Consider the following 23,943-nt stretch of genomic DNA (forward strand, 5'->3'; position numbering starts at 1 on the left):
CCCTGCGTACGCGGGCTAAAGTCTGCACAATGAGCTCGTCGATCCTTGCCCGCTTCCACCCGCAGGTGGCCACCTGGTTCGAGGACGTGTTCGAGGCCCCCACCAAGGTGCAGGAGGGCGCGTGGGAGGCGATCAGCCAGGGTGAGAACGCGCTCGTGGTCGCGCCGACGGGCTCCGGTAAGACGCTGGCCGCGTTTCTCTGGTCCCTCAACTCGCTGGTGGAGCGGGACGGACAGCAGGCGCTGCCGGTCGGCGGGGAAGCCGGCGCGAAGCAGTCCACCCACGGCGGCGTGCGCGTGCTGTATATATCCCCGCTCAAAGCGCTCGGCGTGGACGTGGAGAACAACCTGCGCGCCCCGCTCAACGGCATCGCCCGCGTGGCGCAGCGCATGGGCCGCGACATGCCGGACATCTCGGTCGCGGTGCGCTCGGGCGACACCCCGCAGTCCGAGCGGAACCGGCAGCTGCGCAAACCGCCGGACATCCTCATCACCACGCCCGAGTCGCTCTACCTCATGCTCACCTCGAAGGCGGCGGGCATGTTGAAAACGGTGGACACCGTCATCGTGGACGAGATCCACGCGCTCGCGGGCACGAAGCGCGGCGTGCACCTGTCGCTCTCTTTGGAAAGGCTGCGCAGGCTCGCCGGCGACTTCCAGCGGGTGGGCCTGTCCGCCACCGTCCGTCCGATCGAGGCGGTGGCGAACTTCCTCGGGCCGCAGACCACCATCATCAACCCGCCCGCGGAGAAGCGCTGGCATCTCGACGTGCGCGTGCCGGTGGACGACATGTCGGACCTGCCCGTGCCTGAGGATGCCTCCACCATTGGGGACGCCATCTTCGACAGCACGCTGTCGCTTGACGACGACGCTTCGCCCGGCACCGCGGTCGAACCGTTTGCGGCCAAATCCCAATCCTCCATCTGGCCCCACATCGAGCTCGCCGTGTACCGGCAGGTGATGGACCACCGCTCCACCATCGTGTTCGTGAACTCGCGCCGCACCGCCGAGCGCCTGACCAGCCAGCTCAACGAGCTGTGGGCCGCAGAGCATGACCCGGAGGCGTTATCCCCGCAAACGCGGCGTCCGCCGGCGCAGCTGATGAAGTCGGTGGACACCGCAGGCCACGCGGCGAAGGTGATCGCGCGCGCCCACCACGGCAGCGTGAGCAAGGACGAGCGCGCCCAGACCGAGACGATGCTGAAAGAAGGCTCGCTGCGCGCGGTGGTGTCCACATCCTCGCTGGAGCTGGGCATCGACATGGGCGCGGTGGACCTCGTTATCCAGGTCGAATCCCCGCCCTCGGTGGCCTCGGGCCTGCAGCGCGTGGGCCGCGCCGGGCACACCGTGGGCGCGGTCTCGGAGGGCACCTTCTACCCGAAGCATCGCTCCGACCTCGTGCAGACCGCGGTGACGGTGCCGCGCATGCGCGAGGGTTTGATCGAGGAGCTGCACACCCCGCGCAGCCCGCTCGACGTGCTGGCCCAACAGACGGTGGCGGCGGTGGCGTTCGAGGACTTGGATGTGGACGAGTGGTACGACACCGTGCGCCGCGCCTGGCCGTACCGGGACCTCGCCCGCGAGGTGTTCGACTCCGTGATCGACCTGGTCATCGGCATCTACCCGTCCACGGACTTCGCGGAGCTTCGGCCCCGCGCCATCCTCGAGGGCTCCACCCTCAAGGCCCGGCCGGGTGCCCAGCGGGTCGCGGTGACCAATGCGGGAACGATCCCGGATCGCGGCATGTTCGGCGTCTTCTTGCTCGCAGGCTCGCAAGAAGGGGACAGGGCGCCCCGCCGCGTGGGCGAGCTGGACGAAGAGATGGTCTACGAGTCCCGCGTCGGCGACGTGTTCACCCTCGGCGCCTCGAGTTGGCGCATCGAGAACATCACCCGCGACCAGGTGCAGGTTTCCCCCGCGCCCGGGCACACTGGTCGCCTGCCGTTTTGGACCGGCGACGGGCTGGGCAGGCCGTATGAGTTGGGGAAGGCGCTGGGCAGGTTTCGCCGAGAAGCGAAGGACGCGATTGACCCCAGCTTGGACGAGCGGGCCCGCAACAACCTGCTCCAATACTTAGAGGAGCAGGAGGAGGCGACCGGCATCCTGCCGGACGAGACCACGCTCGTGCTCGAGCGCTTCACCGACGAGCTGGGGGACTGGCGCGTGGTGCTGCACACCCCGTTTGGCAAGGGCGTCAACGCCGCGTGGGCGCTGGCGACGGGGTGGCGCGTGGCGCAGGAGACGGGCATGGACGCCCAGGCGGTCGCGGGCGACGACGGCATCGTGCTGCGCCTGCCGCAGGGGGAGAAGGAGCCGGACGGTTCGCTCTTCCAATTCGACGCCGACGAGATCGCGGACATCGTGACCGAGCAGGTGGGAAACTCCGCGTTGTTCGCCTCCCGCTTCCGCGAGTGCGCCGCTCGCGCCCTGCTGCTGCCGCGCCGCAACCCGGGTAAGCGCGCACCGCTGTGGCAGCAGCGCCAGCGCGCCGAGCAGCTTCTCGACGTCGCCCGCAACTACCCGTCCTTCCCCATCATCCTGGAGACGGTGCGCGAATGCCTCCAGGACGTCTACGACTTGCCCGCGCTGCAGGAGGTCATGCGGGACGTGAACACGCGCCGGGTGCGCATCGCCGAGGTGACCACGGACACGCCCAGCCCGTTCGCGTCCTCGCTGCTGTTCAACTACACCGGCGCCTTCATGTACGAGGGCGACACGCCCTTGGCGGAAAAACGCGCCGCCGCGCTGTCGCTGGACCCGTCGCTGCTGGCCAAACTGCTTGGCACCGTCGAGCTGCGCGAGCTTCTCGACGCCGACATCATCGCCGAGGTCGACGCCAGCTTGCGCCGCATCGGGCGGGCCTCCACGAGCGAGCAGTTCGCGGACACCCTGCGCATCGTCGGCCCGGTGCCGCTAGACCAGCTCGAGGCGTACACCTCGGTGCCGCTGAACTCGCTGGAGCAGTCGCTGCACGGCCGGGTGATGCGGGTGCGCATCGGCGGGCGCGAGCACATCGCGCAAACCTTGGATGCGCCGCTGCTTCGCGACGCCCTCGGCGTGCCCGTCCCGCCCGGCGTCGCTGCCCAGGTGGACACCATCCCGGATGCGCTGGCCCAGCTGGTGGGGCGGTGGGTGCGCACGCGCGGGCCGTTCACGCTGCGCGACCTGGCGGACGCGTTCGGGCTGGCGGTGGGCGCTGCCTATGAGCCGCTGTCGCGTCTTATAGATAAGGACAAGGTCGTCCCCGGGCGCTACCGCCAGGGCGTGGACGAGGATGAGTACGTCGCCGCCGAGGTGCTGCGCATCATCCGCACCCGCTCGCTCGCGGCGGCGCGTGCCCAGACCCGCCCCGTTTCGCAGTCGGCGTACGGGCGCTTCCTGCCCGCCTGGTCCAACGTCGCGCCGGTGGGGGTCACGCCTCCGCTGCGCGGGGCGGACGGGGTGTACTCGGTGCTCGAGCAGCTCGCCGGGGTGCGGCTGCCGGCCAGCGCCTGGGAATCCCACATCCTGCCCGCGCGGGTGGGGGACTACTCGCCGGCAATGCTCGACGAGCTCACGGCCTCGGGCGAGATCGTCATCGTCGGCGCGGGCAAGGCGGGCGCGCGCGACCCCTGGATCATGCTGCTGCCCGCCGACTACGCCGCCCAGCTCATGCCGCAAATGGACGAGCCGCTGCTGTCGCTGACCCAGTCCCAGATCATGGAGAAGGTGCGCCGCGGCGGCGGGTTCTTGTTCCAAGATCTGCTGGAGCCCACGACCACCACCGAGGAGCTGCGCGAGGCCATGTGGGACCTGGTCGAGGCCGGGTTCTTGTCGCCTGACTCCTTCGCCCCCATCCGTGCGCGGCTGGCGGGCGGGAAGGCGGCGCACAGGGCGAAGCGGAGGCCGTCGAGAAGCAGGGTGCGCTCGGGGCGTACCTCGTTTGCGACGCTGACCCCGCCCGACATGATCGGGCGCTGGTCGCTCACGCCCGCGCCGGACGGGGACGCGACGCGCCGCTCGGTGGCGCTCGGCGAGTCGCTTTTGGACCGCTACGGCGTGGTCACCCGCGGCTCCGTGGTGGCGGAGGACATCCTGGGCGGGTTCGCGTTGGCGTACAAGACGCTTTCTGGTTTCGAGGAATCCGGCAAGGCGATGCGTGGCTACCTTGTGGAAGGCTTGGGGGCGTCGCAGTTTTCCACGCCCGCCACGATCGACCGCCTGCGAGGCCACCAGGATTCCGACGACCTGGTCGGCTGGCCGTCGGGGGCGAAGAACCCGAACGTGCACGTGCTGGCCGCAACCGACCCGGCGAACCCGTACGGGGCGGCGCTGCCGTGGCCGGAGCATGGGCCGACCCGCTCGGCGGGGGCGATGGTGGTGCTCATCGACGGCCTCCTGGCGGCGCACGTCACCCGCGGCGGGAAGACCATGACCACGTTCTTCGACCACTTCCCGGAGGGGGTGGGTGACCCGATGCCCCTGGTCATCGACGCGCTGACGCAGGCCGTGAGGGAGGGGCGGATGCAACCCTTGGGCGTGGAGAAGCTCAACGGCTCGCCAGCGTTCTCCCTGAAGGAGTATGGCGCGACCGTGAGCCACAAGGGCGTGAAGATCGGCGGCAGGGCCTCGGCGCCCCCGAAGCGGCGCGGCCGGAGCGTGGCCGAGGCGCTCGGGGAGCTAGATGGTGGGGACGCGGAGCCGCCCGAGGGCTTGAGCTTCGACGACTAGGTGGTAGGCGCGATGAGGCCTGCCCCGCTGGGACGGTTAGGGTCGCAACGGCATCCGGTAACTCGGTGTGTGGTTGGGCGTATGCCCGGCGTGGCCGGGGTGCGCGCCCGAGGGCCCGAAAGTGGGCGGGGGCGGTGACGTGGGCCAGTGGGTTGTGCCGCGCGGTGGCGGCGCCGATGCCCGCTTCGCCCGGATCCGGTTGACGGCGGAGTGCATGGCGGGGTCCGTGGTGTTGGCGTGGCGGGTACCGTCAGCTTTGACGAGTATCGCCGTGCCGGTGTCGGGGTCGTAATCCATGTACCCCTTGTTGAAGGAGCCGTCTCGGTGGTCGTTGTTGCACCTGTGGTGGGTGGGACACAGGCCTGTGAGGTTCTCGATGTCGGTTGCGCCGTACCGCAGCCAGGAAATGATGTGGTGGGCTTCGCACTCGCTCATGGAGGTTGTGCAGCCGGCCCAGGAGCACACGCCCTGCACTGCAAACATGGCGATGCGTTGGCCCACCGAGGCGAGCCGCTTCGACCGGCCGAGGTGCAGCGGCACCCCGGAAAGCCCGTCGACGGTGAGCAGAAAATCGCTGGTGCCGTCCATGCCTAGCCGAACCAGATCGAAGGCGTCGAGCTCCACCCCGACGTTGGTCTGGAACAGGGTGTTGGCGTCGGCCTGCGCCAGATCATCGAGGGTGATCGAGACAACCACGGAGGCGGCGCCGCCGTTCGCGGCTTGCTCGCCCTCCTCGTACTGGCGCAGGATTCGCATGAACTGGTCGTAGCGGCGCTGGCCACGGGTGCGCGGGTCGCGCTCGCCCTGCAGCTCGGCCGGGATGTTCGAGTTGGGTGCCAGCCCCTTGTCCGTCAGTGCCTTGTACAGCGCGTAGTCGCCCGCAGTCATACTGAGGCGGACATCGAAGGTGCCGTCCGCGTTTTCTTTGCCCAACGATGCGTCGCGTTTTTCAAACCCAGCATTCGGGTTCGCCTTCGCGTGTGGCCTGTTCGCATCGTCCACTAAGCGCTTGACGAAGCTTCGAAGGTCTTTCTCGTCCCGGTATTTCGCCTGTTCCATTGCGCGGGAGAAGATGCGCATCCGATCGCCCTCCGCGGCCTTGAGTAGCCTGTCCAGCTCACGGCGGATGATGTCCTGTTTCGCAGCCGGAATCTCGTCGGCTCGCCTGCGCGCGTCCTCTTGGTCCTTGCGGCGCCGTTCTGCTTCTTCCTCGGTCTTCTTGCGCGCGGCCTCCTCGGCAGCGGCGCGTTCATCCTCGGCGGTTTCCCCACCGTCGAAAAGATCCTCCAGATCCGGCTCCGGCGGAGGTGGCGGCGGGGCAAACATCGCTTTCGCCCGCGCCAAGCGGTTGTACGCCTCGCCGCGGGAAATCCCGAGCTTCTCGGTCAGGTACGCGTCCGGGTAGTTCGCGCCGACAAGTTTGCCGGCGTCCGCGAGTACACAAGCTTGGGCGAACGCAGCATCCAGGTATGCCTTCTTGTCCATCGCGCGTTCAAGACGAGCGATGTCGGGGGTGATGGCGGTGAGGGGGAGGGCCGAAGGGTCGTCCATAAGCAAACGCAACTGCGTGAGGCCGTCGACGACCCTGTCCACCAGTTCGGTGATGCTGTGCATCGCACCCTCCTTCCTCCACTTTCGTTGGCGTTAGGAATCAAAGTAGCAATGAGTCCGACACGGTCATCCGTCGTTCGAAAATATGTTCTAAACAGCGAGGTCTCCCTGGCGCTCGCCGAAGGGCGTCGATACGCAGCGGATAGGCGTGTACGCTTTCGCCCATGCCAGAAGGGGATTCGGTTTACCAGCTTTCCAAACGTCTGCAGTGGATAGCCGGGCGCGAGGTGACCCGGACAAGCATCCAGGTACCGAGCTACGCCACCGTGGATTTCACCGGTATGACCTGCGAGCGCGTCTGGCCCTACGGCAAGCACCTGTTCATGGAATTCGCCGCGCCAGGCCACGAGTCGCAGATCCTGCACACCCACCTGAAAATGGAAGGCACGTGGTCAATGCATCGCGCGGGGGAGCGGTGGCGCAAACCCGGTCACGCCGCGCGCGTCGTGCTCAGGCTTAGCGACGTACCAAAGGCCGACATCGAACTGGTCGGCTTCTGGCTCGGTGTGGTCCGCGTCTTCCCGGCCCGGGAGTACGCCCTAGAGATGGGCTACCTCGGCCCGGACCTGCTCGACCCGGATTTCGACTTTGACGAGGCGGTCAGACGCATCGAGGCGGAGCCAGACCGCGAGATCGGCCGGGCACTGCTGGATCAGCGAAAACTGGCCGGCATCGGCAACGAGTACCGCGCGGAGATCAACTTCCTCGCGGGTACGCATCCGGCGGAGTTGGTGCGCAACGTTGACGTCGCTAAGCATGTGCAACTTGCGCGTCGGCTGATGTGGGCGAATAAAGACGCCCCCGTCCGCGTGACCACAGGAATCAAGCGGGCGGGGGAGACGAGTTACGTGTTCGGCCGCAACAACAAGCCGTGCAGGCGGTGCGGCACTTTGATCACCAAGGGCTTCCTCGGCGGGGAGGGTGATCTGGAGCGGGTTATGTGGTGGTGTCCGCGGTGCCAGCCTGAGCCTGGCGCTCCCGCACCGCACGGCGGATGAAGAACACCAGGAACCCGAGGATGATCAGCAGCAGCACCACGTAGATCACGCTGGAGTAGGTGTCGGCGTACTCGGTGGCCTTTTCCCAGTTGTCGCCGAGGACGAATCCGAGGTAGATCAGGATGGCGTTCCAGATGCCGGAGCCGAGGGTGGTCCACAGGCCGAAGGTGACAAGGTTCATCTTGTCTAAGCCGGCGGGGATGGAGATCAGCGAGCGTACGCCGGGGATGAGGCGGCCGATGAACACGCTGGGTTTGCCGTACTTGTGGAAGAAGTTCATCGCGGAGTCCACGTCGGAGGCGCGAACGAGCCACATCCAGTCGGCGATCTTGCGCAGCCGTTCGAGTCCGAGCCACGCGCCGACGCCGTACAGCACATACGCGCCGATAACGGAGCCCAGCACGGACCAGATGAACACGTTGACCATGTTCAGCGAGCCCTGCGCGACGGTGAATCCGGCCAGCGGCAGGACAACCTCGGAGGGGATCGGCGGGAAGAGGTTCTCCAAGAGGATCGCGATGCCGACGCCGGGGGCGCCGAGGGTCTCCATGAGGCCCACAATCCAGTCGATGATGCTCTGCATTGGGCCTATCTTGCCCTACTCAACCTCAAGCGTCCAAGTATGCACCGGCGCGCCTGCCTGGGAATTTTTCATGTACTGGCGCAAAACGCGGGCGAGCCCGTCGGCGCGTTCGCTCGTCGCCGGTTTGGAGCCGGTAGCCACCTTGTCTAGCGCGGCAAGCTGCCACGCCGCTCCATTCTGACGCGCACGCACCCGGCCCTCGATCACGCCGAGGTACTCGTCCGCGCAGGACGTGTCCACATCCAAGGAGCGCAGCCCCTCGGCCGCCAGCTCAAGCAGGTATTTTTCCGCGAGCTCCGTTACCGCCACCGTCCCGAGCGTCGGCCACTCCACCTCGGCCTCAATGCCGTTTCTTGCGCCGGCGATAAAGTTCCGGTTGGCCGCCTCGAAGCTCAGTCGCGACCACACCGGGCGAGTCTGGTTGCTCAGTGCCTTCACCAGCCCGTAGTAGAACGCCGCGTCCGCCACAATGTCTGTGACCGTTGGACCGGCCGGCAGCAGACGATTCTCCACGCGGATGTGGCTGACCTCGCCGTTGGGATCGTAAATTGGCCGGTTCCAGCGCCAGATTGTGCCGTTGTGCAGGTTGAGGTAGTGCAGGCCCGGGTTGTCGCCGTTCATAAACGGCGCACCCGCCTCGGCACGGCCTTCCGGCAGGAGCGGCGAGAAGTAGCGCACATTTTCCTCGAACAGGTCGAAGACACTGGTAATCCAGCGCTCGCCGAACCATACGCGAGGGCGGACACCTTGGTTGATCAGTTCTTTGGTGCGGGTGTCGATGGATTGCTTGAACACCGGGATGCGCGACTCGTGCCACAACTTGTGCCCCAGAAACAGCGGCGAGTTCGCCGACAGCGCCACTTGCACCCCCGCGATGGCTTGGGAGGCGTTCCACGCGTCCGCGAAGCGGTTCGGCGCGACCTGCAAGTGCAGTTGCATAGAGGTGCAGGTGGATTCCGGGGCGATAGTTTCAAAGTAGTGGGTGTATTTCTCCTCGCCGCGAAGATCGATCTTCACCAGCTCCCCGCGCGATTCCAGGATGGAGTTGTTTAACCCGGCGTAGCGGTTTTCCTGGGTCATCCAAGCGTCCGAGTCCAGGAACTGCGAGGTCATCGTGGGCAGCGTCCCGATCGTTGCAAGGTGCGACCCTGCCCGCTCAGCCGCTTCACGCACCGTGGCGAGACGCTTGGCGACGCCTTCGGCCAACCTGTCCAGCCCGTCTCCCGCGATGCTCAACGGCGGGTGGTTCATCTCCACGTTGTAGGCGCCGATCTCGGACTGATACTCATCGCCCAACTGCGCCAAAACAGCCTGGTTATTCGGGTGTGGTTTCATCGCGTCGTCAACCAGGTTGAGCTCCAGCTCGAGCCCGATCGTGCCGTGGTCCACAAACTCTGCGGCCTGGAGGTGCCGGTCAAAGCGCTCCAGCTCGTCCTCCAGGCGGCGCCGGTAGGTGGTGCGCTGGCGCGGGGTGTAGGACTCGGATGAGACTGCGTCGCCCATTAGCGGTGCCTCCTGTACCAGGTGATCAGGCTATCGGTGGAGACGTCGCCCGTGTCAGGCGCCTCTTCGCCCGCCACAGCAGCCGCAAGGTCGTTGGCTTGCGCCTTGCCAAGCTCCACGCCCCACTGGTCGAAGGCGTTGATGCCCCAGATTGCAGCTTCCACGAAGACGATGTGCTCGTACAGCGCGATCAGGGCACCGAGGCTGTGCGGGGACAACTCCTCCGCGAGGATGGTGGTGGTTGGCCGGTTGCCGGGCATGACCTTGTGCGGTGCCAGCGCGTGCGACACCCCCTCGTTTTCGATTTCCTGCTGGGTTTTCCCGAACGCAAGCACCTTCGTTTGCGCGAAGAAGTTGCCCATGAGCAGGTCGTGCATGGAGCCATCGCCGGAGGCCGTGGGCAGATCTGCCCTGGGCTTGGCAAAACCGATGAAGTCTGCCGGCACGAGCGTTGTGCCCTGGTGGATGAGCTGGAAAAACGCGTGTTGGCCGTTGGTGCCCGGCTCACCGAAGTAGATTTCTCCGGTGTCGTAGGCGACGCTTGCGCCGTCGATACGCGTGTGCTTGCCGTTGGACTCCATGGTCAGCTGCTGGAGGTATGCGGGGAAGCGCGCCAGGTCCTGCGAATAGGGGAGCACTGCGTGGGTTTGCGCCTTGTGGAAGTTGCGGTACCAGACATTGAGCAAGCCCATGAGCACCGGCACATTTTCCTCGAACGGGGTGAGGCGGAAATGCTGGTCCATGGCGTGGAAACCGTCGAGCATCCGCGTGAAATCTTCCGGGCCGATCACGGCCATCAGGCTCAAGCCAATCGCGGAATCCATGGAGTAGCGCCCGCCGACCCAGTCCCAGAAGGGGAACATGTTGGCCGTGTCGATGCCAAACTCGGCCACCTTCTCGGCGTTGGTGGAGACGGCGACGAAGTGCTTCGCAATCGCCGATTCATCACCGTTGAACTGCTCGAGCAGCCATCGCTTCGCGGCGTGGGCGTTGGAGAGCGTTTCCTGCGTGGTGAAGGTTTTGGACGCGACGATGAACAATGTCTCTTCGGCGTGTACCTCACCCAGCACGCGGGTCATGTCCGCCGGATCCACATTGGAAACGAATTCCGCGGTGATACCTGCCGTTGCGTAGGTCCGCAGCGCCTGCGCGGCCATCGCCGGGCCCAGGTCGGAGCCACCGATGCCGATGTTCACCACCTTCGTGATTGCCTTGCCAGTGTGGCCCACCCATTCGCCCGAGCGCAGGGAGGTGGCGAAATCGCGCATCCGGCCCAGCACCTCGTGCACGTCGGCGGTGACATCTTGTCCGTCGACGTTCAACGCGGTTGCAGCTGGAGCGCGCAACGCGGTGTGCAGCACCGCGCGGTCCTCGGTGGCGTTGATGTGCGCACCGTTGAACATTGCCTCGATCCGCTTTTTGAGCTCCGCTTCGTTGGCAAGCGAGAGCAAGTGCTTTGCGACGTCTCCGTCAACCAAGTTCTTGGAAAGATCCACGTGCAGACCAGCAGCGTCGAAGGTGTAGCGCTGTGCCCGCTCGGGGTCGGCCCGGAACAAGTCCCGCAGGGTGGTGCGGGACTTCTCCGCATGGAGTTTCTCCAGCGTTCCCCAGCTTTCGGTGGACGTGATGTCGTGCATGTGAGCCTCCCAGGTGACGGTCCAGGTAGCGGTTGGATAGTCCTGGATCAACGGTAGCCAAAACCAGGCGGGCATGTGTGGGCATGCGCTCCCATTCCCCGGGCGTGGATAATGGCGCCTATGAGCATCGTCAAAATCAACGCAATTACCGTCCCTGAGGGCGCTGGCGAGGAACTGGAGCGCCGGTTCGCAGCCCGCAAGCACGCCATTGACGGCCAGCCCGGCTTCGAGGGGTTCCAGCTGCTGCGCCCCGTCAAAGGTGAGGACCGCTACTTTGTGTTCACCCGCTGGGCTGACGAGGAGTCCTACCAGGCGTGGTGGGAAGGTGCCGGGCGCGCGGGGCACGGGGAATCACGCGGAGCCGAGGCGGGCGAGCAGCCGCGCAAGCCGGTGTCTCAATCGGCCGAGCTGCTGGAATTTGAGGTCGTGCTCGATTCCCTCGACGCCGCGAACTCCAGCGAGGACAACTAGCGAGGAAAACTCAGGGGTCTAGCCCAACTTGCCCCGGCCGAGGCGTAGGAGGATCTGCGCCAGGCCGGGGCCTTCCTCTCCTAGCTCGTCGCGGAACTGGTTGATAATCGCCACCTCGCGCGTGTGCACCAGGCGCGTGCCCCCGGAGCCCATGCGGGTTTTGCCGATGGCCTGGGAGATCTCGGTTCGGCGCTTGACCGCGTCGAGGATGACGCGGTCAAGGCGGTCGATCTCCTTGCGGTACGCCTGAATTTCCGCGTCCGATAGAGGGTTGTCTGTGCCGGATGGCGTGCGGATTTCAAGCTCACTCATGAGAGCCGATTATGCCAGTTCGAACACCCGCACGGGTCGTGTCGGTGGCGTTAGTACAGTTACGGCCATGACTGATCTGACACTGGGTTTGAATCCGCAGCAGCAGGCCGCCGTCGTCCACGAAGGTAGTCCGCTGCTCATCGTCGCGGGCGCGGGTTCCGGCAAGACTGCGGTGCTGACCCGGCGGATCGCCTACCTACTGCAAAATCGCGGCGTCGCGCCGTGGCAGATTCTCGCCATCACATTCACCAATAAGGCCGCGGCCGAGATGAAGGATCGTGTCGGCCAACTTGTGGGGCCGGAGGCGGAGCGCATGTGGGTGGCTACCTTCCACTCCGTGTGCGTGAGAATCCTGCGGCAGCAGGCTCAGCTGGTGCCGGGGCTAAACACGAACTTCACTATTTACGATTCGGACGATTCGCGCAGGCTGCTGGGCATGATCGCGAAAGACTTCAACCTCGATTTGAAGAAGTTCACGCCGCGCACGTTGGCCAACGGCATCTCCAACCTCAAAAACGAGCTGATCGGTCCGAACGAGGCGCTTACCAACGCCGAGCGCACCCACAACCCGTTCGAGACCACGGTGGCCAGGGTGTATGGGGAGTATCAGCGTCGTCTGCGGCAGTCCAATGCTGTGGATTTTGACGATCTCATTGGAGAGGTCGTGCGCATCTTCAAGGAACATCCGCAAGTCACGGATTACTACCGCCGCCGCTTCCGGCACGTGTTGGTGGACGAGTACCAGGACACCAACCACGCCCAATACGAGCTCATCCACACCCTTGTCGGCGATGGCGCTGACGCGCCGGAGCTTGCTGTGGTGGGTGATTCGGACCAGTCGATTTACGCGTTCCGTGGGGCGACTATCCGCAATATCGAGGAGTTCGAGCGCGACTACCCCGAAGCCACGACCATCTTGCTGGAGCAGAACTACCGCTCGACACAGAACATCCTGGGCGCCGCCAACGCGGTGATTGCGCAGAACGAGGGCCGGCGTCCGAAGAAGCTCTGGACGGACCAGGGTGCCGGCGAAAAGATCGTCGGCTACGTGGCCGACAACGAGCACGATGAGGCCCGCTTTATCGCGTCTGAAATTGACACCTTGGCGGACAGGGGAGTGCCGTATTCGGACATGGCGGTGATGTACCGCACCAACAACGCTTCCCGCGCGCTCGAGGACATCTTCATCCGTTCAGGTATCCCGTACAAGGTCGTCGGCGGTACACGCTTCTACGAGCGCCGCGAGATCCGCGACATTGTCGCCTACCTCAAAGTGCTTGAGAATCCGGACGACACGGTGAGCCTGCGCCGGATTGTGAACGTACCCAAGCGAGCCATCGGGGATAAGGCGCAGGCGATGGTCGCGCTTCACGCCGACAATAAAGGAGTGAGTTTCGGGCGGGCGCTGGAAGACGCTGCTGGGGGCAACGTGGACATGCTCGGTTCCCGCGCAGTCAACGCCATCCGCGGATTCGTGGAAATGCTGCAACAGATCCGGGACGACATGCCTTCGATGCGCAATGAGGTCACGGGTATGCCGGATCTCGACGCGCTGATCACAAGGGTGCTGGAGGCAACCGGCTACCGTGCGGAGCTTGAGGCGTCGAATGATCCGCAGGATGGGGCCCGCCTGGACAACCTCAACGAGTTGGTTTCCGTTGCCCGCGAATTTTCCTCAGAAGCTGCAAACCAGGTGGCGTACATGTCCGACGAGGAGCTCAATGAGGTGATGCAGGACGGCGAGCCAGCGCCGGGATCGCTACAGGCGTTTTTGGAGAAGGTCTCCCTCGTCGCGGACGCCGACCAGTTGCCTGACAACGAGCAGGGAGTGGTGACGTTGATGACGTTGCACACTGCGAAAGGGCTAGAGTTTCCGGTGGTCTTCGTCACAGGATGGGAAGACGGCCAGTTCCCGCACCTACGGGCGCTCGGCGATCCGGCGGAGCTCGCGGAGGAACGCCGCTTGGCGTACGTGGGCATCACCCGCGCGAAGGAGCAGCTCTACCTCACGCGTGCGATCCTGCGCGCATCGTGGGGTTCTCCCGTAACCAACCCAGCCAGTCGCTTCCTCGCGGAAGTTCCGGAAGATCTTATCCACTGGCGGCGGCTGGAGCCGGAGCGCTCCTATAGCTCTGACGCATGGGGGACGCCTTCGCCAGCCCGTTCGCGCGGCCAATCCCGCACCCGCAGGGGAGGTACCGGAGCGACGGTGCACAAGAACCTCAACCTCGCGGTGGGGGATCGGGTCAATCACGCGAAGTATGGCTTGGGCACCGTGATGGCGGTTGAAGGCGCCGGGGTGCGGGAGACGGTAACCATTGACTTCGGTTCGTCCGGCACCGTGAGGCTCATGACCATCGGCGGGGTACCGATGGAGAAGCTCTAAATTTTGATCCCTTGCGCAGCGAACCACCCAACGGGGTCCACCTGGGTCTGCCCGTCCGGTTTAATCTCAAAGTGGAGGTGCGGGCCGGTGGACTGGCCCTCGCTGCCGATTGAGGCGATCTTCTGGCCCGCGCTCACCCGCTGGCCGACCGCGACGTCGTAGTGACGCATGTGGCCGTATACCGACACCTCGCCGCCGTCGTGTTTGATCACGACCCAGTTGCCGAACCCAGTTGCCGGGCCCGCCGCGATTACGGTGCCGTCCATGACGGAGTAGATGGGTGTGCCGAGGGAGTTAGCAATGTCGATGCCTTGGTGCACGGAGCCCCATCGCGGACCGAATCCGGACGTGTAGTGGCCGGAGGCAGGTACAACGACAGTGCGACCGTCTGCTGTACGGCCGCGCTGCGGGGCAACCCAGTCGCTGCTCTGGGCCGGGGCGAACGCTGCGGCCAAGGGGGCCTCGAGAGCGCGGGGATCGTAAACGACCTTGTAGTCGCCGGCAGTGATCGTCGCACCGCTCTCCTTGATCGCTCCCGCGGCCTTCGACACAGCACCGAGCGCCTGTCCAGCATCGGAGATGTTCTTACCTCCCACGGTGATGGTGAGGGCGGACGCGGGGGACGGCACCATGGCGAGTGCCATTGCCGCTGCTGCCGAGACGGCTGCGAGGCTCAAAGTGATTCGACGGTTCATGGTGGGGATACCTTTTCTAACGCTGTAGAGGGGGCCTGGCGCGGTCTCGGCCACGCACACAGGCGTTGAATTTAACGTCCCACGGGTGGCCTTGCAACGCTGTGACGTGCACGTTTGTTCGAAAAATCGGAGTGCGACACGCGTCTAGCCTGCTCACTCGGCGTGTTGCACATGTGAAAATTGTTACGGATGTTAGCGGGGTGGGGGTGGTGGATGCACCCCCACCCCGCGGTGGAATATGGAAAGGGTCGCCCACACCTGTGTCGGTGTGGGCGGCCCCGGGAATTGAACGGGAAAGCCGTCTTAGAGGTTGATTCCGTGCGCGGCCAGCCACGGTGCCGGATCAATCGGGGTTGCGCCGTCGGGCCAAATCTCAAAGTGGAGGTGGGAACCGGTGGAGAAGCCCTCGCTGCCCATACCGGCGATGAGCTGGCCGGGCTGGACGGTTTCGCCGACCGCCACGTACAGGGACTGCATGTGGCCGTATACCGAAATGGAGCCGTCCTCGTGGCGGATGCGGATCCAGTTGCCGTAGCCCTGCGCCGGACCGGAGTCGATGACCGTGCCGCCCGTGACCGCGAGGATCGGGGTGCCCGGCGCATTCGCGATGTCGACGCCGTTGTGCATCGTGCCCCAACGAGGGCCGAACCCGGAAGTGTAAGCGCCTTCAGCGGGCTTGGTGAAAAGCGGGGCACGCGCGGCCTCGTCCTGGCGCGCTACCTCCTCAGAGTGCTGGACTGCCTTATCCAGTTGCTCTGCGAGGTTTTCAACGGGCTTGTACTCGGCGATGGCGAGGATCTGCGGAGTCTCTTCGGTAGAGGCTGCGGGGGCCTGCGGTGCCGAAGTCTGCAGCTCATCGGCATCGGCAGCGAGCTTGATGCTCACGTCCTGCTCGTCGTGCTGGTTGCTGGTGAGGGCACCGGCGACGAGACCGGAGAAACCGGCGGTGGAGACGGCACCTGTCGCCGCTGCGACAACAGCGACGCGCCCCTTGTTCGGGGACTGCTTGCGGTGCTTGCCGCCCTGCTTCGTGGAGTTGAACATGTGCCCTCTTTGAGATCTTCCGTTGGCCACTTCCTCCTGCTGCTCACAGACGGATTGTGACCTTCCTGTTATCTACGAGAGGCTACTGTAACGAATCGGTTTCCTGGGAGCAAGACGAATGCTGGAAGATGTCTTAAATCGCGCGTAATTGGGGCAGCGTTACACCCCCGCTCGACCGCATTTGTTTGCCACTCCGCGATCTGGACTGCGGGGGTCGGCTCGGATGAGCTGCCGGGTGTCATTGTGGTGGGCTTCGCGGCTGTGGTGGCAAAGTAGGACGCGATGAGCACCACACCCAGCCCCCGGCCGCGCCCGTCGGATGCGCGACGCCAGCGCCGAAAGGGGAAGTCAGCACGGACAATCACGGGGATCACGCGCCCTGTGGCCCGGGACGCCGCCCCGGCGACACTCGCAGGGCGGATGCGCCACTACTTGCCGTACGCCTTGATCCCGAATCTCGCGTTGGTGCTCGGCACCATCGCTTTGTGTTTCGCCGCAATTTTGATCAGCGGGTGGAGTTTGACGTACTTCCCTGGCGCCGTTGGCGAGACGTGGTTTGCGCTTCACGGTGTGCCGTTGCGTATCGACGGCGTCACGCTTTCCGCCATGCCCCTTTTGCCTGTCGTGGGCGTTGCGGCGATCGTCTCCACCCAAGTGCGCAAAGCCACTGCTGGGCGGGTCAGCGTGCTCGACCTGATTACGTTGCTCGGCCTCGTCCTGGGCATGGCCCTCGTTGTCAGTGCTATCGCCTTATTTATGGTGTATGACGCGTCGCACGTCTACGCCGTTTCCGCACCTCCGGTAGTGGCGGCGCTGCTCAAACCGCTTATCGTGCACCTCGTCGGCTTCGTTGTTGGCGTGCGTCGCGTGGTTTGGCAGGCGCTAGCCAAGCGCAGCGGCGTGCCCACCGGTGCGGTTGATGCGGCTGCCGCGGCCGCCCGCCTTGTGCTTCGCCTGCTTGCTGCTGCCGGTGTTGTCTACGTGGTTGCGCTTGCGTTTGGGCACGGCCGCATCGCGGAGCTTGTTTCGCAGTTTCCCCAGCTCGGTTTCGGTGGGGCGGTGGCACTTGTCTGCCTGAGCCTGCTGTATCTGCCGAATGCGGTGATTGCCCAGCTCACGGTGTTGCTCGGGGGCAGCTTCGACTACGCAGGCACGAGCGTGAGCCTGTTTGCCACCTCCAACGTGGCGTACCCGCCGCTGCCGCTATTCGCCGCGGTCCCCGCCGCCATGCCTGGGTGGGCGCCGGTGTTGTTAGTTGTGCCGGCGGCGGTGCTGGCGCACGCATTCGTGGTCAAGCCTGCGGGTCTCGTGGACGTTGCAGCGACAGCAACGTGGGCGGCGCTGCTTGGAGCGCTCCTCGGCATTTATGCGTCCGGGGCTGCGGGCGCGTACGGGTTGGTGGGAGCCGACCCGTTTGCGCTTGCATCCTCCCTCTTCCTCTGGGTAGCGCTGACGGGGGCCCTAGTTCGCGGGGTAGCGGTGGTGAGGCAACGCGCGTCGGCGTACAGCGGTAGTTAAACTGGCCTTCGTGAGTGACTCTGCGAAATCTGTGGCCGTCCTCGTGTCGGGAATTGGCACGTTGTTGAAAGCGATCCTCGACGGCCAAGAGAACCGCTACCGCGTTGACCTCGTGGTGGCGGATCAAATTTGTCCCGGGATCCAACGCGCGAAGAATGCTGGAATCCGTACCGCAGTTGTGCCTATGGAGGCCAACCGCAACGATTGGAATGACAAACTTGTCGCGGCGGTGGCCGCGGTAGAGCCCGACGTGGTGGTCTCTGCCGGCTTCATGCGGATTCTCGGCCCCGCGTTCCTTGAACAATTCGAGGGGCGCACCATCAACACTCATCCCTCTCTGTTGCCCTCGTTCCCGGGCGCACACGCGGTGAAAGACGCGCTCGATTACGGTGTCAAGGTCACCGGGTGCACGGTGCATTATGTGGACTCCGGGCTGGATAGCGGCGAGATCATCGCCCAGCGCGCGATCGACGTTGAGGCGGGGGACACAGAGGCGGAGCTCCACGAGCGAATCAAGAAGGCTGAACGTGAGCAGATCGTGGAGCTGCTGCAGAAGGCTGACATCGTAAACGGAAAGGCTGTATTCAATGTCTAAGCGCGAGGTTAAGCGCGCCCTAATCAGCGTCTACGACAAGACCGGGCTTGAGGAATTAGCTCGTGCGCTCGGGGAGGCGGGTGTGGAGATCGTTTCCACCGGCTCTACCGCGAAGCGCATCGCGGACGCTGGTGTGCCGGTGACCGAGGTCGCGGAGCTAACCGGTTTTCCGGAGGTCCTCGATGGCCGGGTGAAGACGCTGCACCCGCGCGTGCACTCCGGTATCTTGGCTGACCTGCGCAAGGACAGCCATGTCAGCCAGCTGGAGGAGCTGGGCATCGAGCCGTTCCAGCTGGTGGTGGTCAACCTGTACCCGTTCGAGGAGACCGTGGCATCGGGCGCCAGCTTCGACGAGTGCGTCGAGCAGATCGACATCGGCGGGCCCTCCATGGTTCGCGCGGCTGCGAAGAACCACCCGTCGGTGGCGGTGGTGGTCGACCCCGCGCGCTACGGCGAGGTCGCCGAGGCAGTGAAGAACGGTGGTTTCGAAGAAGAGCAGCGCAAGCAGCTCGCTTTAGAGGCGTTCACGCACACTGCGCTTTACGACGCCGCGGTCTCCTCCTGGATGTCCTCCCAACTGGGCGCGGAAGCCGCGGGGGAGGGCTCTACGGCACTGCGCTACGGTGAGAACCCGCACCAGGCCGCCCGCCTCGAAGGCGAGGGCTGGGGTCTTGCCGCCGCGACGCAGCACGGCGGCAAGGAGATGAGCTACAACAACTATCAGGACGCCGACGCCGCGTGGCGCGCCGCCTGGGACCACGAGCGCCCATGCGTGGCCATTATCAAGCACGCCAACCCGTGCGGTGTGGCAGTGTCCGACGTTTCCATCGCGGACGCGCACAAAAAGGCGCACGCCTGCGACCCGGTTTCCGCATACGGCGGCGTGATTGCCTGCAACCGTGAGGTGACCCTGGAGCTGGCGGAGCAGATCAAGCCGATCTTCACCGAGGTCGTCGTCGCGCCGTCGTACGCCGCGGATGCCCTCGAGCTGCTGCAGACGAAGAAGAACCTGCGCATCCTCGAAGTCGAGCCCAAGCAAGCGCAGGAGGAGCGCAAGCAGATCGCAGGTGGCTGGCTGGTGCAGGAGCGCGACTCCTATCAGGCCGACGGCGACAACGCCGCCAACTGGACCCTTGCTGCCGGCGAGGCCGTGGACGAGCAGACTCTGGCGGACCTTGAATTCGCGTGGCGCGCCGTGCGGTGCGTGAAGTCGAATGCCATTTTGATTGCGTCCGAAGGGGCGTCGGTAGGCATTGGCATGGGCCAGGTCAACCGAGTCGATTCCGCGAAACTCGCGGTCGATCGCGCCAACACCTTGGATGAGGGGCGCAACCGTACGAACGGTGCGGTGGCTGCTTCCGACGCATTCTTCCCCTTCGCCGACGGCTTCCAGCTGCTCGCTGATTCCGGTGTGAAAGCCGTGGTACAACCGGGCGGGTCCATCCGCGACGAGGAAGTCATCGCTGCAGCCAAGGAAGCTGGCGTGTCCATGTACCTCACCGGCACCCGCCACTTCGCTCACTAGAAAGACGCACCCGTGCCCTCCAAAATCGCGGCGCTGGCCCTCACCGCGGGTCTGACGCTGCCCATGTCCTCTGTGCCCAACTACACGGCCATTGACCAGATTCCGGTAGTGGGCCAGCCCTTCGTGCAGGCCTACAACCAGCTGCCGCCTCAAGTACGAAACGCCATCCGCCTACCGCTGCCGCTAACCACCCCTAAGCCAGGGCAGCACAAGCAGGTCGCGCCCCCAGCAGACGTGCAGGGGCAGTTGAACCGCCTGGTGGCGGACGTAGTGGCACGGCACGGAGGGCGCGCCGCCGTCTCCGTGGGAAGCTTCACCGCAGGCGATAACCGCCCGGAGCCTGCTTTTTCAACCATGAAGGTGCCGCTGTCTATTGCAGCGTTGCGCCAGGACCCGGCGTTCTACCAGGACGCGGAGATTGCGGTCACCCGCTCTGACAATCCTGCCGCCCACCGCATGTTCGCGCGCGTGCCCGCTACGAGCTACGAGCGCGTGATCCAGGAAGCAGGGGCGCGCGCAACTACCCCTGCTGCATACCAAATGGGCACGATGTGGACCACCAGCGACCAAGCGGCGTTCGCTTCAGGCCTGCGCTGCGTAGCCGGCCACGAGCCGGTGCTGGACATGATGGGGCGCGTTGTGGACTACCAGCGTTGGGGATTGGGGCGCATCGGCGGCGCGCGTTTTAAGGGCGGTTGGAATTACTACCAAGGTGGGCACCTGGCCCGCCAGTTCGGCCTGATTCCAGGGCCGAACGGCGACATCGCCGTGGCCATCACCGCTTACAGTCCGAAGGGCCACCAAGGCAGCTTCGCCATGTTGGACGACCTCGCCAACGGTCTGAACGCCATGCGGGGGGATCTGCCCACGTCTCGATGCTAACCGCTCGCGCCAACATCGGGTTCAGGCTGCGTCCTGTGCGCTAAGATTTGCGCTGACAGATCACTATTTCTTTGCGGCATCTGTGATGCAGCCGCAGGGGAGGCGCAGGCATGACCAACCAAGGCTCCAGCAGATGGACACCGGACCAGCCGTACTCGGCGGATCAGAGAAGCGAGCAAACGCAGCAGTTTGCCGCATTGCCGCAGCAGCAGTATCCGCAGCACACCGAGTACGGGCAGCCGTACCAGCAGTCCTATGCTCAGCCGTACGTGAGTAGCTTCCAACAGCCTGAACGGCGCGGTGGCCCCAACACCTGGCTGATCGTGCTCGTCGGTGTGCTGCTTGCCGCCCTCGTGGGGGTACTCGCTTTCCTGGGGGGATCGGGGGCATTTTCACGTACCAGTGCCCCGGTAACCAGCACGGTGGTGGAAACCCACACGTTGCCGAAATCGGGCGGGCAGGTCTCTGCCCCCGCCGCTCCTGCGGCTGAGCCAACCCGGAAGTCGCACACCTACTCCAGCTACGCACCTGACACCGGCGTGACTAGCGCGAGCTTCGCCGCAAACGTGTTTGAGGCGTTTCAGGAGGCTTACGGCCGAACCGGTTCGACCGATGTAACGGTTTCCGCGTACAGCCCTGCGACTGGAAAGACCTACAGCATGTCCTGCTCGGGTGGAAACACCGTGTACTGCACCGGTGGAAACAACGCGCGGGTGAAGATTTGGTAGTTCGCCGCGCGCGTTCGTGTGTTCTTTGCTGCACGGTCGCGGCGCTCGCAGGTTGCGCGGGGGGTGCGGGACAGGAAACCGTCCTGGTCACGTCGACCTCGTTTGTCGCAGCACCCCCCGCCCAATCGTCACCGCAACAACAACCGCCTGGGCCTGAGGCGGGGGCAAGCCTCCAGGAGCTTCTCGAGGCTGCTGTCCATGCGGCCACTGCCGCCTATGGCGGACAATTGGGCGTTGCCACGGCGGGGGAGCACGGCCCAATTGCGGCGGGTTTTACTGAAGCCAGCCCCGCGTGGTCCACCATCAAGGTGCCCATCGCTGTCGCAGCCACCAGAAGCACTGCGGATCTGAGCGGGGACGTGCGTGCCGCAATCACCGTTTCCGACAACGCAGCAGCGGAGCGACTCTACAACGCGGTAGGCCCCGAGGCCGTTGACCTCGTTCTTGGAGAGGTAGGGCTGGCAGCGCGCATCAACACCGTGAAAGTGCGGCCGGAATTCAGCACGTTTGGGCAAACCCCGCTCAGTGCCGCAGACGAGGCAGTCCTAGCTAGCTTCCTCGCATGCGTAGAAGGTGCCGGACCGGTGCTGCAACTCATGGGGCACATCGATCCCTCACAACGCTACGGGCTTGGCACGACCGGGGCGTTGTTCAAAGGCGGGTGGGGCCCAGACACCACGGGGAGTTATCAGGTCCGCCAGTTCGGGCTGATCCCCCGCGGTGCTGGCTCTTGGGCCCCGGTAGGCCTTACAGCGCTGCCAGCGGACGGCAGTTACGAGACAGGCCAGGCGATGCTCGATGCGGCCGCCCAACAGCTTGCCGCCAGCGCCAGCCTGCTTCCCGAAGCGCGCTGCCAGCCCTGATCACTTCTCCCTTGAAACTAGGTCGACCAGTTCGAGCATCCGCTCGGTGCGGCGCTCGGGGAGGTCTGTGTGCAACACGTCCAACACGGCGTCGGCGAGGGTGACGGCGGGGGCGGGCAACGCATCGTCGACAAGCGGGAAGGGCGCGGTGCCTGTGTTGTCGCGCATCTCGATGGCCGCGAGCGTCATGTGGAACGGCAGGTCGACGCGCGGGTCATCATCGCCGACAATCTGAGCGGCGAGGTCCCGGAAGATAGCCTCCAGCTGCTGGCGGGCCTCGTGGTACTCGGCAAACTCCTCGGAGAATAGCACCGGCAGCTGGTAAAGCCTGCCGATGTTCCAATTCGAAGACAGCAAGATGCGCGACTCCGCGGCCACGAGCGCCCAGAGCTTCACCGCAGCAGTTTCGTCGGTCTTAGCAAGGTCCGAAGCCAGATCCAGCGCCGGTTGAAGCGTGCCCATCAGCAGCGTGAGAAAGATATCGCGCTTGGATGGGAAGTGGTAGTAGAGCGATGCCTGGCGCATGCCTACAGCATCCGCAATGTCGTGTGTGGAGGTTGTGGCGAAGCCCTTCCGGGTGAAAAGTTCCGAAGCGGCGTCGAGGATCTCCTCGCGCGCTGTGGCTCCTCTGCGGCGGGGGCTTTGCTTACGTGGCCGCCCGACTGGTTTTGCCATGCCGTGGACCCTCTCTCTCATCGACCCTCATCATTGTTGCCGTCCTCGGTTGCGGACCGCCGGATAACTATAGACGAAAAGCACCCGCTCTCGACCCTCAGGGGGAGGGGAGTGCGGGTGCTTGAGAGAGCCGAAGACTCTACGCTGTCATCGTCAACCGGCTATTTAGCGGGTGGTGAACGGCAGAAGAGCCATCTCGCGCGCGTTCTTCACAGCGGTAGCAACCTGTCGCTGCTGCTGCGGAGTCAGACCCGTGACGCGGCGGGAACGGATCTTGTGGCGGTCGGAGATGAACAGACGCAGGGTCTCCACATCCTTGTAATCGACCGACTCGATGCCCTTCGCCTTCAGCGGGTTCTTCTTCGGGCGGCGGGACTGCTCAATGCGCGGCTTACGCGAATTGTTGCGCTTCATAATGTGAGTCCTCCTTACCACGAAGACTTACGGACGCCAGGCAGCTCACCACGGTGAGCCATCTCGCGCATACGGACACGGGAAACACCGAACTTGCGGAGGTAGCCGCGGGGACGGCCGTCACGCGAGTCACGGTTGCGCACGCGCACCGGGGAGGCATCGCGCGGCTGGCGGTTGAGCTCGAACTGCGCATCAAGGCGGTCCTCGTCGGAGGTCTCCGGGTTCTTGATGATGGCCTTGAGCTCGTTACGACGCTCCGCGTAGCGGGCGACGATCTCTTTACGCTGCTCGTTCTTAGCGATCTTGGACTTCTTCGCCATGGATTATCGCTCCTCGCGGAATTCGACGTGCTTGCGCACAACCGGGTCGTACTTCTTCAGCGTGATGCGATCCGGGTTGTTGCGCTTGTTCTTACGGGTCACGTAGGTGAAACCGGTGCCCGCAGTGGACTTGAGCTTGATGATCGGGCGGATATCGTTACGTGCCATTAGATCTTCTCACCTCGTGCGCGGATCTGAGCAACGACGGACTCGATACCGTCGCGGTCGATGACCTTCAGGCCCTTAGCGGAGACGTTCAGGGTAATGGTACGGCCCTCGGAGGGCAGGTAGAACCGGCGCTTCTGCACGTTGGGGTTCCAACGGCGCGAGTGGCGGCGGTGCGAGTGCGAGACAGTCTTGCCGAACGACGGCTTACGTCCCGTGACCTGGCAATGTGCCGACATGGGTTAGCTTCCTTACTCTTCTTGCCGCCCACGACCCGATCGCTATGTGAGGTAAAGCGCCAGGTAGGAA

22 protein-coding genes are annotated in these 23,943 nt (G+C 64.8%); 10 read left to right on the top strand and 12 right to left on the bottom strand.

All coding sequences use genetic code 11. The features are described from left to right. Positions 1–29 precede the first annotated feature (29 nt). Positions 30–4,709 carry an ATP-dependent helicase gene (locus HMA55_RS05630; RefSeq protein ID WP_181192110.1) on the top strand — a complete coding sequence of 1,560 codons (4,680 nt, stop codon included), beginning with the start codon at positions 30–32 and terminating at the stop codon, positions 4,707–4,709. 36 nt (positions 4,710–4,745) lie between these two features. Here HMA55_RS05630 and HMA55_RS05635 read toward each other — a convergent pair whose 3' ends face one another. Next, positions 4,746–6,323 (bottom strand): HNH endonuclease signature motif containing protein, encoded by a 1,578-nt coding sequence (locus HMA55_RS05635; RefSeq protein WP_181192111.1) that lies wholly within the window; start codon positions 6,321–6,323, stop codon positions 4,746–4,748. Positions 6,324–6,484: 161 nt separating this feature from the next. Between HMA55_RS05635 and HMA55_RS05640 the strand changes: the two genes are divergently transcribed. Beyond that, on the top strand, positions 6,485–7,318 hold the full coding sequence (locus HMA55_RS05640; RefSeq protein WP_181192112.1) for a DNA-formamidopyrimidine glycosylase family protein: 834 nt from the start codon (positions 6,485–6,487) through the stop codon (positions 7,316–7,318). On the opposite strand, the gene HMA55_RS05645 is transcribed toward HMA55_RS05640, so the two are convergent. From HMA55_RS05645 to pgi, 3 genes are read right to left on the bottom strand one after another with little or no spacing between them, the layout of a single operon-like run. Further along, the gene (locus HMA55_RS05645) at positions 7,257–7,901 is read right to left on the bottom strand and encodes a DedA family protein (protein WP_181192113.1); all 645 of its coding nucleotides are present in this window, start codon (positions 7,899–7,901) and stop codon (positions 7,257–7,259) included. The genes HMA55_RS05640 and HMA55_RS05645 overlap by 62 nt on opposite strands. A gap of 15 nt (positions 7,902–7,916) precedes the next feature. Beyond that, positions 7,917–9,404 carry a glutamate--cysteine ligase family protein gene (locus HMA55_RS05650; RefSeq protein ID WP_181192114.1) on the bottom strand — a complete coding sequence of 496 codons (1,488 nt, stop codon included), beginning with the start codon at positions 9,402–9,404 and terminating at the stop codon, positions 7,917–7,919. Next, positions 9,404–11,041 (bottom strand): glucose-6-phosphate isomerase, encoded by a 1,638-nt coding sequence (gene pgi / locus HMA55_RS05655; protein WP_181192115.1) that lies wholly within the window; start codon positions 11,039–11,041, stop codon positions 9,404–9,406. Before pgi ends, HMA55_RS05650 begins: the two co-directional genes overlap by 1 nt. Before the next feature lie 120 nt (positions 11,042–11,161). Between pgi and HMA55_RS05660 the strand changes: the two genes are divergently transcribed. Then, positions 11,162–11,512, top strand: coding sequence for an antibiotic biosynthesis monooxygenase family protein (locus tag HMA55_RS05660; RefSeq protein WP_181192116.1), 351 nt, complete (start codon positions 11,162–11,164; stop codon positions 11,510–11,512). An 18-nt stretch (positions 11,513–11,530) separates the two neighbouring features. Here the strand turns inward: HMA55_RS05660 and HMA55_RS05665 are convergent, their stop codons facing one another. After that, on the bottom strand, positions 11,531–11,824 hold the full coding sequence (locus HMA55_RS05665; protein ID WP_181192117.1) for a chorismate mutase: 294 nt from the start codon (positions 11,822–11,824) through the stop codon (positions 11,531–11,533). A 67-nt stretch (positions 11,825–11,891) separates the two neighbouring features. On the opposite strand from HMA55_RS05665, the gene pcrA reads away from it, so the two are divergent. Then, on the top strand, positions 11,892–14,210 hold the full coding sequence (gene pcrA, locus HMA55_RS05670) for a DNA helicase PcrA (protein WP_235961804.1): 2,319 nt from the start codon (positions 11,892–11,894) through the stop codon (positions 14,208–14,210). Here pcrA and HMA55_RS05675 read toward each other — a convergent pair. Both HMA55_RS05675 and HMA55_RS05680 read right to left on the bottom strand, forming a co-directional pair. Further along, positions 14,207–14,905: a M23 family metallopeptidase gene (locus tag HMA55_RS05675; protein ID WP_181192119.1), complete on the bottom strand. Its 699-nt coding sequence runs from the start codon at positions 14,903–14,905 to the stop codon at positions 14,207–14,209. The two genes, pcrA and HMA55_RS05675, sit on opposite strands and share 4 nt — an antisense overlap. Before the next feature lie 303 nt (positions 14,906–15,208). Further along, complete coding sequence (locus HMA55_RS05680; RefSeq protein WP_181192120.1) at positions 15,209–15,949, bottom strand: M23 family metallopeptidase; 741 nt, start codon at positions 15,947–15,949, stop codon at positions 15,209–15,211. Positions 15,950–16,231: 282 nt separating this feature from the next. Here HMA55_RS05680 and HMA55_RS05685 point away from each other — a divergent pair, with 282 nt between their 5' ends. The 6 genes from HMA55_RS05685 to HMA55_RS05710 all read left to right on the top strand — a co-directional run bounded on the left by HMA55_RS05685 (position 16,232) and on the right by HMA55_RS05710 (position 22,060). Continuing rightward, positions 16,232–17,467: a cell division protein PerM gene (locus tag HMA55_RS05685; RefSeq protein ID WP_181192121.1), complete on the top strand. Its 1,236-nt coding sequence runs from the start codon at positions 16,232–16,234 to the stop codon at positions 17,465–17,467. A gap of 1 nt (position 17,468) precedes the next feature. Next, on the top strand, positions 17,469–18,062 hold the full coding sequence (purN, locus tag HMA55_RS05690) for a phosphoribosylglycinamide formyltransferase (RefSeq protein WP_219910447.1): 594 nt from the start codon (positions 17,469–17,471) through the stop codon (positions 18,060–18,062). Beyond that, on the top strand, positions 18,055–19,587 hold the full coding sequence (purH, locus tag HMA55_RS05695; protein ID WP_181192122.1) for a bifunctional phosphoribosylaminoimidazolecarboxamide formyltransferase/IMP cyclohydrolase: 1,533 nt from the start codon (positions 18,055–18,057) through the stop codon (positions 19,585–19,587). The genes purN and purH overlap by 8 nt, the downstream gene beginning before the upstream one ends. 12 nt (positions 19,588–19,599) lie before the next feature. Next, positions 19,600–20,469 (top strand): serine hydrolase, encoded by an 870-nt coding sequence (locus HMA55_RS05700; protein ID WP_181192123.1) that lies wholly within the window; start codon positions 19,600–19,602, stop codon positions 20,467–20,469. A 110-nt stretch (positions 20,470–20,579) separates the two neighbouring features. Continuing rightward, complete coding sequence (locus HMA55_RS05705) at positions 20,580–21,197, top strand: hypothetical protein (protein ID WP_181192124.1); 618 nt, start codon at positions 20,580–20,582, stop codon at positions 21,195–21,197. A gap of 227 nt (positions 21,198–21,424) precedes the next feature. Continuing rightward, positions 21,425–22,060, top strand: coding sequence for a serine hydrolase (locus HMA55_RS05710; RefSeq protein WP_181192125.1), 636 nt, complete (start codon positions 21,425–21,427; stop codon positions 22,058–22,060). Here the strand turns inward: HMA55_RS05710 and HMA55_RS05715 are convergent, their stop codons facing one another. The 5 genes from HMA55_RS05715 to rpmB form a co-directional block, all read right to left on the bottom strand. Further along, the gene (locus tag HMA55_RS05715; RefSeq protein ID WP_181192126.1) at positions 22,061–22,735 is read right to left on the bottom strand and encodes a TetR/AcrR family transcriptional regulator; all 675 of its coding nucleotides are present in this window, start codon (positions 22,733–22,735) and stop codon (positions 22,061–22,063) included. 165 nt (positions 22,736–22,900) lie between these two features. Then, entirely contained in the window at positions 22,901–23,152 is a 252-nt protein-coding gene (gene rpsR / locus HMA55_RS05720) for a 30S ribosomal protein S18 (RefSeq protein ID WP_172796731.1), read from the bottom strand. Between the two features lie 11 nt (positions 23,153–23,163). Beyond that, a complete protein-coding gene (rpsN, locus tag HMA55_RS05725; protein ID WP_034999472.1) occupies positions 23,164–23,469 on the bottom strand; it encodes a 30S ribosomal protein S14 in 306 nt (101 codons plus the stop codon). Between the two features lie 3 nt (positions 23,470–23,472). Then, on the bottom strand, positions 23,473–23,637 hold the full coding sequence (rpmG, locus tag HMA55_RS05730) for a 50S ribosomal protein L33 (RefSeq protein ID WP_006841072.1): 165 nt from the start codon (positions 23,635–23,637) through the stop codon (positions 23,473–23,475). Next, positions 23,637–23,873: a 50S ribosomal protein L28 gene (gene rpmB, locus HMA55_RS05735; RefSeq protein WP_038610488.1), complete on the bottom strand. Its 237-nt coding sequence runs from the start codon at positions 23,871–23,873 to the stop codon at positions 23,637–23,639. The genes rpmG and rpmB overlap by 1 nt, the downstream gene beginning before the upstream one ends. Positions 23,874–23,943: the final 70 nt, after the last annotated feature.

Origin of the sequence: Corynebacterium wankanglinii (assembly GCF_013601005.1) — a bacterium.
Taxonomy (GTDB): domain Bacteria; phylum Actinomycetota; class Actinomycetes; order Mycobacteriales; family Mycobacteriaceae; genus Corynebacterium; species Corynebacterium wankanglinii.